11 protein-coding genes and 2 pseudogenes are annotated in these 13,848 nt (G+C 69.5%); 6 read left to right on the top strand and 7 right to left on the bottom strand.

The features are described from left to right. Positions 1-168: 168 nt before the first annotated feature. The gene (locus tag MJQ72_RS40365) at positions 169-3,117 is read right to left on the bottom strand and encodes an AAA family ATPase (protein ID WP_240601546.1); all 2,949 of its coding nucleotides are present in this window, start codon (positions 3,115-3,117) and stop codon (positions 169-171) included. A 472-nt stretch (positions 3,118-3,589) separates the two neighbouring features. Here MJQ72_RS40365 and MJQ72_RS40360 point away from each other — a divergent pair. Next, positions 3,590-4,692 (top strand): annotated as a pseudogene (locus tag MJQ72_RS40360) (S1 family peptidase). A 79-nt stretch (positions 4,693-4,771) separates the two neighbouring features. Here MJQ72_RS40360 and MJQ72_RS40355 read toward each other — a convergent pair. Both MJQ72_RS40355 and MJQ72_RS40350 read right to left on the bottom strand, forming a co-directional pair. Continuing rightward, the gene (locus MJQ72_RS40355) at positions 4,772-5,176 is read right to left on the bottom strand and encodes an SsgA family sporulation/cell division regulator (RefSeq protein WP_240596138.1); all 405 of its coding nucleotides are present in this window, start codon (positions 5,174-5,176) and stop codon (positions 4,772-4,774) included. Between the two features lie 290 nt (positions 5,177-5,466). Beyond that, the gene (locus MJQ72_RS40350) at positions 5,467-5,940 is read right to left on the bottom strand and encodes an Lrp/AsnC family transcriptional regulator (protein ID WP_037333334.1); all 474 of its coding nucleotides are present in this window, start codon (positions 5,938-5,940) and stop codon (positions 5,467-5,469) included. A 153-nt stretch (positions 5,941-6,093) separates the two neighbouring features. On the opposite strand from MJQ72_RS40350, the pseudogene MJQ72_RS40345 reads away from it, so the two are divergent. After that, positions 6,094-7,130: pseudogene (locus MJQ72_RS40345) on the top strand (beta-ketoacyl-ACP synthase III). Here MJQ72_RS40345 and MJQ72_RS40340 read toward each other — a convergent pair. Beyond that, entirely contained in the window at positions 7,117-8,595 is a 1,479-nt protein-coding gene (locus tag MJQ72_RS40340) for an adenylate/guanylate cyclase domain-containing protein (RefSeq protein ID WP_240601545.1), read from the bottom strand. The pseudogene MJQ72_RS40345 and the gene MJQ72_RS40340 sit on opposite strands and share 14 nt — an antisense overlap. Before the next feature lie 84 nt (positions 8,596-8,679). On the opposite strand from MJQ72_RS40340, the gene MJQ72_RS40335 reads away from it, so the two are divergent. Further along, positions 8,680-9,180 carry an FBP domain-containing protein gene (locus tag MJQ72_RS40335; protein ID WP_016330740.1) on the top strand — a complete coding sequence of 167 codons (501 nt, stop codon included), beginning with the start codon at positions 8,680-8,682 and terminating at the stop codon, positions 9,178-9,180. A gap of 61 nt (positions 9,181-9,241) precedes the next feature. On the opposite strand, the gene MJQ72_RS40330 is transcribed toward MJQ72_RS40335, so the two are convergent. Beyond that, on the bottom strand, positions 9,242-10,057 hold the full coding sequence (locus MJQ72_RS40330) for a class I SAM-dependent methyltransferase (RefSeq protein WP_240596137.1): 816 nt from the start codon (positions 10,055-10,057) through the stop codon (positions 9,242-9,244). A 77-nt stretch (positions 10,058-10,134) separates the two neighbouring features. Continuing rightward, the gene (locus MJQ72_RS40325) at positions 10,135-10,827 is read right to left on the bottom strand and encodes a FadR/GntR family transcriptional regulator (RefSeq protein ID WP_240596136.1); all 693 of its coding nucleotides are present in this window, start codon (positions 10,825-10,827) and stop codon (positions 10,135-10,137) included. 74 nt (positions 10,828-10,901) lie between these two features. On the opposite strand from MJQ72_RS40325, the gene MJQ72_RS40320 reads away from it, so the two are divergent. The 3 genes from MJQ72_RS40320 (at position 10,902) to MJQ72_RS40310 (ending at position 12,723) form a co-directional block, all read left to right on the top strand. After that, entirely contained in the window at positions 10,902-11,528 is a 627-nt protein-coding gene (locus MJQ72_RS40320) for a GNAT family N-acetyltransferase (protein ID WP_240601544.1), read from the top strand. Between the two features lies 1 nt (position 11,529). Beyond that, on the top strand, positions 11,530-11,880 hold the full coding sequence (locus MJQ72_RS40315; protein WP_240596135.1) for a VOC family protein: 351 nt from the start codon (positions 11,530-11,532) through the stop codon (positions 11,878-11,880). An 81-nt stretch (positions 11,881-11,961) separates the two neighbouring features. After that, positions 11,962-12,723 (top strand): sulfite exporter TauE/SafE family protein, encoded by a 762-nt coding sequence (locus MJQ72_RS40310; protein WP_240596134.1) that lies wholly within the window; start codon positions 11,962-11,964, stop codon positions 12,721-12,723. A 48-nt stretch (positions 12,724-12,771) separates the two neighbouring features. Here the strand turns inward: MJQ72_RS40310 and hisC are convergent, their stop codons facing one another. Further along, the gene (gene hisC / locus MJQ72_RS40305; protein WP_240596133.1) at positions 12,772-13,827 is read right to left on the bottom strand and encodes a histidinol-phosphate transaminase; all 1,056 of its coding nucleotides are present in this window, start codon (positions 13,825-13,827) and stop codon (positions 12,772-12,774) included. Positions 13,828-13,848 lie beyond the last annotated feature (21 nt).

Here is a 13,848-nt window from a genome sequence, read left to right as displayed (position 1 = left end):
ACTCCCTCACGGGGTCGGGCCCCGACTTTGTTAATGACCAAAACAAACTAGCACAGCGCATGAACCTACGAAACCATACGTACACCGCTGAACCCGATGGAATGGATCACCATGCCCGATCGGGCACTTTTCTTGCCCCTAAAGGAATAACGGCCGTTCACCGGGACGTTACCGGTCGGCCGCCGCCGGCGCGTAATTCGTCATCCGGCGGGCCACGTCCGTCCGCGAACGGGCCCCGAGTTTCCGCAGGACCTTGGCGACGTGCTGTTCCACGGTACGCGGGGAAAGGAACAATCCGTCCGCTATCTCCCGGTTCGTCCGGCCGTCGGAAAGCATCCGCGCGACCTCCAGTTCACGGGGCGAGAGCTCCTGTCCGTAGCCACGCCGCCCGCGCTGAGAGGGCGCCCACGCGCCGTGTTCCCGCAGCAGATGGCGGCAGCGGCCGGCGTCCCTGGTCGCGCCGAGCCGCTCGTAGGCCTCCGCGGCCGCCGCGAGCTCCTCGATCGCCTTGCGGTCGCCCGCGGTGAGACGGCCCGCGTCGAGGCGGCCGGCGGTCAGGCGGCACAGCGCCGCCCGCTCGCGGGCGCCGATGGCCTGATACGGCATCGGCAGGGCTTCGTAACCGGCCGCGGCCTCGTCGAAAACCGTTGCCGCGGCGGGATGTTTGCCGCGGGCGTCGAGCAGGATCGCCCGGCCGGCGAGCAGCGCGACCCGGGAGACCGGCGAATCCTTGCCGTCGATCCCGCGGGCGAATTCCTCCACCACGGCGTCCGCCTCCGACCAGCGTCCGGCGCGCGTGTAGGCCTCGGCCGCGGCGGGGACCAGCGCCGCCGCCCACACCCAGACGCCCTTGCGCCGGGCCGCCGCGACGGCGTTGTCGGCCGCCGCGCACGCCCCGTCGACGTCGTCCGTGGCGAGGAGCACCCGGATCAGCACACCCGCCGCCGACAGGACGACCGGGATGGGCCCGTGTTCCGGGGCGTGCACGCTCGCCGCGGCCAGATGTCGTTGCGCGGCGGCGAATTCCCCGCGTACGGCGGCCAGCCCGCCGAGGACGAGCGAGCATTCCATGACGATCGGGCCGAGGTCGGGGTAGCCGTCGCGGAGCTGCTCGGTGGCCTCCGCGAGCCCGGACCAGTCGCCGCGCACCCAGTCGAGCCGGACCCTGGTGCCCTGCGCGAGGCCGGCGGCGTAGAGCGCGCCGGCGTCGGTCGCGCGGCGGATCCCTTCCGTGACCAGCTTTTCCGCCCTGGTCAGATGGCCTGCCCAGGACTGCGCGTCGGCGAGGTTGCACCACAGCCGCGCCAGCTGGACCCGTTCGGCGACCCCATCTGCTACGCCGCCCTGTTCGGCCAGTTCGGTGAACTCGGTCCAGGCCGAGCCGTCGCCGATATGCGCCTGGGTGGAGATCCGGTCGCCGAGCAGGGCGAGCCGCAGCTCCGGGTCTTCGATCCGGTCGAAGACCTCGCGGGCACGATCCATCCAGACCTCGTGCCAGGACAAGGGGGTCAGCCCGTCGATCGGCTGGGCGAGCAGGTTGATCCCGCGTGCGGCCAGCTCCGGCTCGTCGACCAGTTCGGTGATGGCCTTCTCCACCTCGACCCGGCCGCGGCCGAGCCGCCCGATCGTGCGGACCAGCAGCATCCCGAGGCTGAGGCGGATCGTCCCGCGCACGCTCGGCCGCAGTTCGGTGAGGTCTTCGAGGATCCGTTCCAGTGTCTCGATGACGTCCGGGCGGAACCCGCGCAGCGCGACCTGGCTGAGTTTCGTGGCCAGCCGGGCGATGTCGTCCTCGCCGAGCCCCGCCTCGGCCAGCACGGACTGGAGCAGGTCGATGGCGCGTGAGGTGTCGCCGCGGGCGATGGCCTCGTCGGCGGCGGCTTCGGCGTAGTGGCGCCATTGCCCGGTCCGTCCCGCCGCACGCGAATGGTTCGCCAGCAGGGTCAGCGGCGGGGCGGGCTGCTCGGCGAGCACCTTGATGGCGCGCGAATGCAGCAGAGTCCGTTCCGGACCGCTGATCGTGTCGTAAACGGCCTTGCGGGCCAAGGGATGCCGAAAACCGTAGCGGTCGCCGCCGAGTTCGCCGAGGACACCGCCATCCAAAGTGGACAAAAGGGCGGTGCGGAGGTCGTCGCCGTCGAGGCAGGCGAGTTCGCCGATCACCGCCGGTTCGGACGGGACGGCGAGCACCGCCGCGGCGCGGGCGAGCCGGACGGCGGGGCCGGGCAGCGCGTCGAGCCGTTCGGTGATGGCCTCGCGCAGGGAGATCGGGACTTCGAGGCTTTCCAGCAGCCGGTCGCCCAGCACTTCACCGATCGGCAGCCGCCCCGCCGCGTCCCGCAATGCCCGCAGGGTCTCCTCGACCACGAACGGGATCCCGGCGGTGCTTTCGTGGAGCTTCGCGGTGAACGACGCGGAAACCCTCGGCAGGTCCAGCAGTTCCTCCGCGAGCTTCCCGACGGCGTCGAGATCGAGCGGGCCCAGCGTCACGCGGGCGGTCTGGACGTTCGGCGGGGTGCGGAACGGGATCCCCGCACCGTGCCCGGACGGGGAACCGGTCCGGTAGGCCGCGACGACGGCGAGCTCGGCGGGCATCGCGGCGGCGAGGAAACGCAAGAGGTCACGGGTGCCTTCGTCGGCCCACTGGAGGTCGTCGATCAGGACGAGCGTGGGCCCGCAGGCGATCAGGAGTTCACGGACGGCGCGGAACTGGCGGTGGCGTTCGGCGCACGGGTCGGCGAGCGGTTCCGGTTGGGGCGGAAGGCTTTCCGCCAGTTCGGGCAGCAAGGGTCTCAGCACCCCGGCCACCGGGCTGAGCGGCCCGAGCGGCCGGTCGCCCGCCGACCGCAGCGCTTCGAGCAGCGGCCCGAACGGGAACGGTTCGCGCATCGGCTGGCAGGCACCCGAAAGCACGCGGGCGGCCGCGAACTCGCGGCGTCCGGCCAGCTCTTCGAGCAGCCTGCTGCGGCCCATCCCGGGTTCGCCTTCGATCAGCACGGCGGCGGGACGGCGCAGCAGGATCTTCACGATCGCCGAGACCTCGACGTCGCGGCCCACTAATGCCGTCGATCCGGCGCGGACCGAAACCGAGGTCGGGCGAGGGGTGGCAAGCCACATCATGCGCTCCTCGGTGGGGAGTTCCCGCTGAGCCCGACACGATCTTGTGCGTTGTCCTGCGGAGCCTAAGCACTGCCTACCGGGTCGTAAACCACCCAACACGGACACCCCGGGCACCCCCTGAGGCCGTTCGCGGACGCAGCGTCACCGGTTGCCTGACGGATCATCGGTTGGAAAATCACCGGACACCCGAAACGTCGGCCACCAACCCGATTCGGCGATTCATCCCACGTTCAGGGGGTGGCAATGACTACGCAAGGTATTTGCTCGAAACCCTACTTACGGACGTGTCCGTCCGGGTGCCTGCTCTAGGTGGCCGCCCGTGGAGCAGGGGATTCGGCTGCCGAAGAATGGGTATACCTATCCCGCGCCGACCCGGATTGCGGGCTTCCCCGGAGTCCAGAACCCTCACCCGTCAGGGGAGGGCTATCGCATGGCGAACCGGAGCCGTGCGTGATGACGAGGGAGAAGCATGAAGATCACGAAGCTCCTCGGTGTGGCCGCCACGGCAGCACTGGCCACCGGCGCGCTCGTCACGGGTACCCCGCGGCAGCGACCTCAGCATCTTCGGACACCCTGCTCAACGCCGAGATGGTCCCCGCCCTGCAACGGGACCTCGGCCTGACCGCCGGCCAGGCACTCGCCCGGATCCAGAGCGAGACCGCCGCCGGCACGCTCGAACAGGCACTCGCCTCGGCGCTCGCCGGCAGCTTCGGCGGCGCGAGCTACAACGAGGCCACCGGCAAGCTCCGCGTCGGTGTCACGGACGCGGCGAAACTCGGCCAGGTGCTCGCCAGTGGCGCGGAAGCCGAACTGGTCCGCTTCTCGGCCGCCCAGCTCGACTCCACTGTGGACAGACTGAACGCGAGTGAACGCGCGGCGGACGGCGCGATCACCGGCTGGGGCGTGGACACCAAAACCAACCGGGTGACGGTGAACGTCCTGCCGGGCAAGAGCGGCGTCGTCGACTCGTACCTGGAGAAGGCCAAGGTGGACAAGGCCGCCGTCGCGGTGGTCGAGACCACTTCGGTGCCGACCCTGAAATACGACGTCCGCGGTGGGGACGCCTACTACATCAACAGCTCTTCGCGGTGCTCGATCGGCTTCTCGGTCAACGGCGGCTTCCTCACCGCCGGGCACTGCGGCCCGGGCACGGTGACCGGTTACAACCGGGTCTCGATGGGCTCGTTCGCCCGCGCGAGCTTCCCCGGTAACGACTACGGCCACGTCCGGGTCAACAGCAACTGGACGCCGCGCGGGGTCATCAACAACGGCACCCGGGTGAGCGGTTCGAGCGAGGCCGCCACCGGTGCTTCGGTCTGCAAGTCGGGTTCGACCACCGGCTGGACCTGCGGCACCGTCGGCGCCAAGAACCAGACCGTCCGCTACGCCGAGGGCACGGTCTACGGCATGACCGCCACCAACGTCCGCTCGCAGGCGGGCGACTCCGGCGGCTCGTTCATCGCGGGCAACCAGGCCCAGGGCATGTTGTCCGGCGGGAACAGCTCGGTGACCTACTTCTTCCCGGTCCGGCCGGCGTTGTCCGCGACCGGGACCTCCCTGGTCCTCGGCTGATCCTGAAAAGGACGAAGGGCGGACCGAGTGCCTCCAGCGCACTCGGGCCGCCCTTCGTTTTCGTGCCGCGGGAAAGTTTTCAGACGTTGCTGATCTCCTCGATCAGCGCTTCGACGTCGAAGTGCTCGCTCTCGGAGCCGAGCGGGACCAGCTCGTAAGTGGACTCGAGGAACGTCTCCACGTCCTCGCGCTCCAGCTCGAACGACGCATAGCCGTCGGGTGACTCGATTTCGAGCGTCAGCATCGCCTCGTCCTCGGAGAGGTCGGGGCGGACGCGGACGTCGCCGAGCCCGGCGGGGTCGGTGAGACCGGTGACGAGCAGCTCACGCGCGAAGGTCCACTCGACCCACCGGCCGCGCTCGGTCCGGAACGACACGGTGACCGCGAACGGTTCGCCGGCGTGGAAGGACAGGCGGGAGAGAACGGGCGTGCTGCTGTTGTTCAGCAGAACGAACTGGCTCTGGTGAATTGCGTCGGTGTGCACGGCCACTCCTCAGTGCTCTCGTGGTTCGCGCGGCGCGAACTTTTCGTCTCGGGGAGGAGATGGCCGGACACGGGCCGGATGACGCGACTGTCGCCACGTTCACGCTATCGGCTGCATATGTCCATAGTGGTGTAACGCCGGGCACAGACCCCTTGCGTTCGGGCCGATACCCGTGGTGACGGCGGACAGTCCTCTTTGGATCGGGGGGCTGAAGGACGCTTTCGTCGCATGCGATGCGGTGAAGGACGCTTTCGTCGCATGAGACGCGGGGAAAGCGTCCTTCAGCCCCCTCAGGGCTCCAGCGGCAGGGACAGCCCGGTCTTGACCCGGTCCATCGCCACCGACGTCGTGAAGTGCCGCACGTTCGGGTTGTCGAAGAACATCCGCCGCGTGAACGTCTCGAAATCCGCCATGTCCCGGCAGGTCACCACGAGCACGAAGTCCGCGTTGCCGGTGACGTAGTAGCACTGCTGGACGTTGTCGTCCGCGAGCACCTGACGGCGGAACCCGTCGAGCACCGCGAGGTTCTCCCGTTCCATCTCGACCATCACCACGAACGTCATCGACAGCCCGAGCGCCGCCGGCGACAGCACCGCGACCTCGCGTTCGATCACCCCGGCCTCGCGCAGCCGCTTGATCCGCCGCTGCACGGCCGCCGCCGACAGGCCCACCTTCGCGCCGATGTGCTCGGCGATCGTGCGGGCGTCGGACTGCAGGCAGGCGAGGATGGCGACGTCAAGGCGGTCGAGGTCGGGTGTGTGCACCAGGTCAGGCTATCCGGACGGCTCCGCCCGGCGCCCGTTCTCCGATCGTGGCGCCACGCGGCGTGGGTCACGCCGCCGCGAAAGTGAGAATTCTTTGAATTGTGACCCGGAACACAACTGACGGGTCTACTGAATGGTAGCGCTTACAAGTGAATGGCAGACCTCTCATTTCCCCCGCGAAAGGATTTCTTGGTGCCCTCATCTCAGGCGGCCGTTCTCGCCGGTCTCGGCTCTTGGCTGCCTCCGCGCGTGGTGGGCAACGAGGAGATCGCCCAGCGGCTGGACACCTCCGATGAGTGGATCCGCTCGCGCACCGGCATCGCCGAGCGCCGGGTCGTCGATCCCGGGACGTCCACTGTGGATCTCGCCGTCGAGGCGGGGCGGAGGGCGCTGGCCTCGGCCGGGGAGACCGAGGCGGACGCGGTCGTGCTCGCGACGTCGACGGCGGACCAGCTGTGCCCGGCCAGCGCGCCGCAGGTCGCGACGAAGCTCGGGCTGAACGGTGTCGCCGCCTTCGACGTCAACGCCGTGTGCAGCGGGTTCGTCTACGGGCTCGCCACCGGCGCCGGGCTGATCGCCGCCGGGATCGCGCAGCGGGTGCTGGTGATCGGCGCCGACGTCTTCACCTCGCTCATCGACCCGGAAGACCGCGGCACGGTGCCGATCTTCGGCGACGGCGCGGGCGCCGTCCTGCTGCGCGCGGGCGACCCCGGCGAACTCGGCGCCCTCGGCCCGTTCGACCTGCACAGCGAAGGCGAACTCGCCGAACTGCTCTGGGTCGAGGCGGGAGGCGCGAAGAACCGCCGTTCGGACGACCCGCGTGACCACTATCTGGTGATGCAGGGCCAGACCGTCTTCCGCCACGCCTGCGCCCGGATGGTCCAGTCGGCGCGCGCGGTACTGGATTCCGCGGGCTGGATGATCGGGGACGTCGACCGGTTCATCGGGCACCAGGCGAACATCCGCATCCTGCAGACCTGCGCGAAGCAGCTCGGGCTCGCGGAGGACGTGATGTATTCGAACATCGAGAAGGTGGGCAACACGAGCGCCGCGTCGATCCCGATCGCCCTGGCCGACGCGGCCAAGGACGGGGCGCTCCAGCCGGGGCACCGCGTCGTGATGGGGGCCTTCGGGCCGGGCTGACCTGGGGTTCGACGGTGCTGCGCTGGCCGGACGTCATTCCTGGCTGAGCGCCGCCCAGGCGTGCGTCGGTTCCTGACGCCCGCGCAGCTCCAGCTCCGCGTACGGCTCCCAGTGCGAGCGCTCGCTCTCCAAGGCCGCTTTGAGCACCGCTTCGCTCGCCAGGATCCGGCCGTCGGCGGCTTTCGCGTACTCGGTCAGGCGCGCGGCCTCGTTCACCGCGTCGCCGATGACGGTGTACTCGAACCGGCTGCTGGTGCCCAGCTGACCGGCGAAGACCCGGCCGCTCGCGACCCCGATGCCGAGGTCGAGCTCGCCGGTCTCCTGGACGGCGTCCCGGATCGCCCGCGCGGCCGAAAGCGCGGCCGTCGGCGCGTCCGCGAGCCGGGTCGGGGCGCCGAAGACGCAGAGCGCGGCGTCGCCCTGGAACTTGTTGACCAGCCCGCCCCTGGCCCCGACCGCGTGCACCACGCTGGTGAAGAACCGGTTGAGCATCTTCACCAGGTCTTCGGGCGGGGTGCGGCTCGCCAAGGCCGTCGAATCGACGACGTCGACGAACAGCGCCGTCACCTCGCGCACGTCACCCGAAAGGGAGGCGCCGTACTCGAGCGCGTGCCGGGCGACCTCGTCGCCGACGTGCCTGCCGAAGAGGTCCCGCATCCGTTCCTGCTCGCGCAGCCCGGCGGCGAGGTCGTTGACCGACGTCTGCAGCAGGCCGATCTCGCTGGAGTCGTCGACCTCGACCACGACCTCCTTGTTGCCGCGGGCGATCTCGTCGAGCGCTCTCCGCAGACGGTGCAGCGGGGTCGCGACGGCCTTCGCGAGCAGCGCCGTCCCGATCGCGCCGACGCCCAGCCCGATCACCGAGATCATGATCAGGCTCGCGACGTGGTCGCCCTGGCCGAGATCCGGCGGCGTGGCCACCAGCAGCACGCCGAGGAACGGGACGCCGCTCGCCAGCGACCAGGTGACGACCACCCTGGTCAGCACGGTGACCTTGAGCCTCCCCTTCGGCGGGGTCACCTTGAGCGCGATCGTCATCACCGGCCGGGCCACCCATTCGGCGGCGAGATAGGTGAGGCCGACCGTGGTCAGCCCGCCGAGCCCGATGACCAGCGCCATCCCGAGCGCGTCCATCCAGGACCCGAGCACCCGCGCGAGTGACCCGAGCACGATCGTGCCGATCAGCCAGAGCGTCCCGCTCACGATCCCCATGTCGACCGGGAGCCGGAGCGCCCGCGCGGCCTCGGCCTTCGTCGGCGGGCGGCCGAAAACGAACCAGACCGCCGTGCGCCGCTGCAGCCACGCCGTCCACAAGGTGCCGACGATCAGCGACAGCGCGACGATCCCGGCCGCGGTGACGCCGAGGATCCAGCCGCGGTCGCCGACCTCGCTCGGGAGGCCCTGCAGGAGCAGCAGCAACGCCACCACACCGGCGCCGCACACACTGGACCCGACGCCGAGCGCGGCGAAGCCGAGACTGGTCCTGAGCACCAGCCGGAACCGGCTCGACATCGTCTTCCCGCGCACCCGGTGATCGTATGACCTCCGGCGGAAAACGGTTCGCCAGTTCCCGGGCGCGGTGGTTACCGTGCGGGTATGGAACCGCTGGGCCAGGACGAGATCAGGGCGTCCTTCGTGAACTGCACCCGAGGCGAGGCCAAGGGGGTCACGCTGCCCGCCCGGCCCGAAGAGATCCCTTGGGAGAAAAGGGAATTCCTCGGCTGGCGCGATCCGAAGGCCGCCGCGAGGGCGTATCTCGTGCTGCCGTACCGCGGGGAAACCGTCGGGTTGTCCCTCCGCGCCGCGCCCCGGCCGAAGGGCCGTGTGCTGCTCAGCAACATGTGCGGCCTGTGCACGACGACACATCCGCTTTCCGACATCGCGCTGTTCTCCGGCCGCCGCGCCGGGAAACTCGGCCGCGAGGGCAACACGCTCGGCATCTACGCGTGCGCGAATCTGGCGTGCAGCCAGTACATCCGCGGTGAACTGAAGTCGGACGTGCCGCAGCCGGCGGAAACGCTGTCGCTCGAAGAACGCGTCTTCCGGCTGGAGGAGAAGCTGCACCGGTTCGTGGAGCGGGTGCTGGAGTCGCGCTGAACGCCTCGTGAGTGGCAAGGACGGTTCTAACCGTCCTTGCCACTCACGAGCCGTGAGGCCTTCAGAACCGGAACCGCAGGATCCGCCCCATCTTCTTGAACGCCGGGAACAGTCCCGCGAACCACAACTGCGCCCGCATCGACCCGGAAAGCCGGTCCTTCACCTCAGGCGTCGCGTAGTCCGTCGAGTCGAGCTTCGACAACAGCGTCAGCCCGAGCCGTTCCAATTCGGAGATCTCGTCGATGCCCCAGTACAGCGTCGCGTTGGCTTTGCGGACCACGGGATTCAACTTCTGCAGTTTGATCCCCAGCCTGCTGAAGATGTCGAAGACCATTTCGCCGCCCTGCGGGAAATGCGCGATCAGCCGCCGCAGCAATTCCTCGCCTTCGGACGGCCGCAGGTACATCGTCAGCCCCTCCGCGATCACGAGACCGGGTTTGTCCGACGGGATCTCGTCGAGCCAGCCGAAGTCCGTCACGGACGAGCCGATGGTCCGGTATCCGTCCCGTTCGGGGTAGATCCGGGCGCGCAGGTCGACGACCTCGGGGTAGTCGACGTCGAACCACCGCACCGTGGGCGGCGGGTCGACGCGGTACACGCGGCTGTCCATCCCGCAGCCGAGCTGGACGACGGTCGCGTCCGGATGCGCCCGGAGGAACGACGCGGCCCAGTCGTCCATCGGCTTGGCCCGCAGCGCGACGGTCAGCCCCATGTCGGCGTTCACGCCGAGCGAGGCGAAGTCGTAGTCGATCTGCTTGACGGCCTCGTCCGCGGCCTTGTCGCCGAGGATCGGCCGCTCGCCGCGGGCGTCGAGCGCCCGGCCGTACAGCGTGGCGAGCATCGTCGCCTTCTCTTCGGTGAACCGGACCTTCTCCACCGCACACCCCCGTCAGAAGTTTCACAAACTTCTGAAAACAATACTCGCGCGAGGGCGATCGCGCCATCAAGAAAGCGTCAATCCCCGGTCGTGTAGTCGTGGACGTAGGTCTTGGCGTCGAGCAGATGCCGCAAGGTGATCTCCCGCGCGGCCGCCGCGTCGGACCGGCGGATCGCTTCGAGGATCGCGCGATGTTCGTCGACGGCCTTGCGGATCTGCCCCGGAAGCCGCAACGCCGCCCGCCGCTCCTCGCCGACCAGCGAGAGCACCGAACGCAGCAGATCGGTGACGTCGTCGTTCCCGGCGTTGCCCGCGATCACCCGGTGGAATTCGGCGTCGGCCGCGATCACGCGCAGCATGTCGCCGTCGGCGGCGGCCTGGTCCATCTCGTCGACGGTGCTTTCCAGCCGGGCGAGCACGCGCGGCGTGTGGTCGAGCGCGAGCCGCTCGGCCAGTGTCGGCTCGACGGTGGTCCGCAGGTCGAAGAGCTTTTCGACCAGCTGCTCGTGTTCGGAGAACCAACCGCGCAGCGGCTGTTCGGCGAGGTTCTCGCGGACGTAGGTGCCCGAACCCGGCCGCACCTGCACGTACCCGATGGAGTCCAGCACCCGCAACGCCTGCCGCAGCGAACCGCGGCTGATCCCGAGCTGCTCGCAGAGCGCCCGTTCGGCGGGCAGTCTCGACCCGGCGGGGAGCCTGCCCGAGTCGATCATCGTGCGCAGATGATCGACGGTCGCACTCCACACCTGTTCGCGCTCGTCGTCGGCCACGGCCCCATCCTCGCAGGCCCGGCGGGACGCCCGGAATTGTCGGTGCGGGATGTCATCCTCTGACGATGACTGGGGTGGCAGGGCTGATCAAGGCATGGGTGCACGGCTGGGCGCTCTCCCGCGGCGTCGGTGTCCCCGTCGCCGAGCCGGACGGTTACCGGCTCGACGTCGGGCGCCCCGGGCACCGCGTGCGCTATGTGCTGGCCGGCACCGGATCGGTCGCGAGCCGGGCGCGTTCGCTGTCCGAGCCCGGAACGTGGTTGAAGGTGAGCGGTTCACGTGAGGAAGTGGCGAAGACGGTGCCGCCCGAGTGGGAGGTCGGCCCGCCGGAGTACCTGATGAGCGCCCCGATCGCGGTGCGGCCCGTCATGGCCGCGCCGGAGCCGTACCGGGCGGAGCTGGTCGGCGACGGCGTCGTCACCGATGTCGTGGTGCGCGCGCCCGACGGTTCGCGCGCGGCCACCGGCCGGGTCGCGATAGCCGGCGGCACGGCGGTGATCGATCAGGTGGTGACGGAGCCCGAGCACCGGCGGCGAGGGCTCGGCCGGTTCGTCATGCGCAGGCTCGACGAGGTGGCGGTCGCCGCCGGGGCGGAGCGAGCGGTCCTGGTCGCGACGGAGGAGGGGCGCGAGTTGTACCTGACGCTCGGCTGGACGGTCGCCACGGAGATCACCGCGGCCCATCTGCCGGAGGAGAACTGAAATGGCGGCGGTGTTCAAGGACATCTGCCTCGACGCGAACGATCACCAGGCCCTCGCGGACTGGTGGTGCGCCGCGATGGGCTACGTCCGCCGCCACCGGGACGAGAGGCCGGCGGAGTGGCCGGTCGCGATTGAGGATCCGGCCGGTCGCGGCCCGCTGATCTGGGTCAACCCGGTGGCCGAGAAGAAGACCGTGAAGAACCGTATGCACATCGACGTCTTCGGCTCGACGGCCGAGCTGGTCGCCGCCGGGGCGAGGCTCGTCCGGGCCGGAGACAGCGAAATCGAGTGGGACGTCCTCGCAGACCCGGAAGGCAACGAGTTCTGTGTCTTCCGGCCGAACGAGACATAACGGGCTCGTTGAATGTTCGACTAGACACATCCGCGGCGCGAAAGGAGGTAACGGTGCTTAGGGTGCGGACGTGAGTGCTTTATGACGTGGTGGCACGCGGTCGTGATCTTCATCGCGGGGCTCTGGGCGGGCACCATCAACACGGTCGTCGGATCGGGCACGCTGGTGACGTTCCCGGTCCTGGTCGCGCTCGGCTACTCGCCGCTGACGGCGACGACCTCCAACGCGATCGGCCTCGCTCCCGGCACGGTCAGCGGGGCGATCGGCTACCGGGAGGAGCTCAAGGGCTACTGGCCCCAGGTCGTCAAACTCGCCGTGGCGTCGTTCTTCGGCGCGATCTGCGGGACGATCCTGCTGCTCTCCCTGCCGAAGGACGCTTTCGAGACCGTCGTGCCCGCGCTCGTCGGGCTCGCGGTGGTGCTCGTGATCGTCCAGCCGCGAGTGGCCGCCTGGGTCGCGAAGCGCCGCGAGGAGAACGGGAAGGTCCACAAGATCGGGCCGCTCCTGTTGTTCTTGATCTTCCTGATCGGCATCTACGGCGGATACTTCACGGCCGCGCAGGGCGTGATGATGGTGGCCGTGATGGGGATGCTGATGTCGGAGTCGTTGCAGCGGCTCAACGGCGTCAAGAACGCCCTTTCCGCCGTCGTGAACATCGTCGCGGGCACGATCTACGCCTTCATCGCGCCGGTCAGCTGGCCCGTGGTCGCGCTGCTCGCGGTCGGGTCGACGATCGGCGGCCAGCTCGGCGCGAAGATCGGCCGCAAGCTCTCGCCGAAGGTGCTGCGCGGCGTGATCGTCGTCGTCGGTGTCGCCGCGATGGTGCAGCTGCTCCTGAAATAGGAAACGGCCCGCACTCCGTCCACGAAGTGCGGGCCGCCGCCAAGCCTGTCAGCGGGGGAAGTCCCCGGCCGCTTCGAGGAAGAGGTCGTTCTCCTCGGGAGTCCCGATGGTCACTCGCGCGCCTTCGCCCGCGAAGGGACGCACGATCAGCTTGCGCTCCAGGGCGTGCTCCGCGAACTCGGTGGTCCGCTCGCCCAGCGGCAGCCAGACGAAGTTCGCCTGCGTCTCCGGCACCTCGTAACCCTTGGCCACCAACGCGTCCCGGACGCGGGTGCGTTCCGAGACGATCTCCTTGCAGCGTTCCAGCAGTTCGTCGGCCGCGTCGAGGGAAGCGATGGCCGCCGCCTGGGCGATCATGTTCACCGAGAACGCGACGTAGACCTGCTTGAGCGCGACGGTGATCGCTTCCGGCGCCACCGCGTAACCCACGCGAAGGCCGGCGAGGCCGTACGCCTTCGAGAACGTCCGAAGCACCGCGACGTTGTCCCTGCCGCGCGCGAGTTCGACGCCGTCCGGCACCTCGGCGTCGGTCACGAACTCCTTGTACGCCTCGTCGAGCACGACGAGCACACCCGAGGGCACGGCGTCGAGGAAACGCTCGAGTTCCGCGCGCCGCACGACCGTCCCGGTCGGGTTGTTGGGGTTGCACACGAAGACCAGCCGCGTCTTCGGTGTGATCGCGGCCAGCATCGCGTCGAGGTCCAGCCCGTGCCCGGCCGTGAGCGGCACCTTCACGCTCACGGCGTTCGCCACCTGCGTGACGATCGGGTACGCCTCGAACGAGCGCCACGGGAAGACGACCTCGTCGCCCGGGCCGCACAGGGCCTGGATCATCTGCTGGCAAAGGGAAACCGAACCGCAGCCGATGGCGATCCGGTCGGTGGACTCGTTCAGCTCGCGGGCCAGCCGCTCGACGAGCGCGGAAGCCGTGATGTCCGGGTACCGGTTGATGCCCTGCGCCGTCTCGGCTATGGCCTGCGCCACACTCGGCAGCGGGCCACCGGGGACCTCGTTGCTCGCCAGCTTGATCGCGCCCTGGATTGTCCGGCCAGGGACGTACTTCGGCAACGATTCGAGATCCGCACGCGGCGAAACAGGTGACATCTTCGGCGCTCCTACGTCTGG

It is taken from the genome of Amycolatopsis sp. EV170708-02-1, from assembly GCF_022479115.1.
In the GTDB taxonomy this organism is placed as follows: domain Bacteria; phylum Actinomycetota; class Actinomycetes; order Mycobacteriales; family Pseudonocardiaceae; genus Amycolatopsis.
Note: the sequence above shows the minus strand (reverse complement) of the source record. Positions and strands in the feature narration are given on the sequence as shown.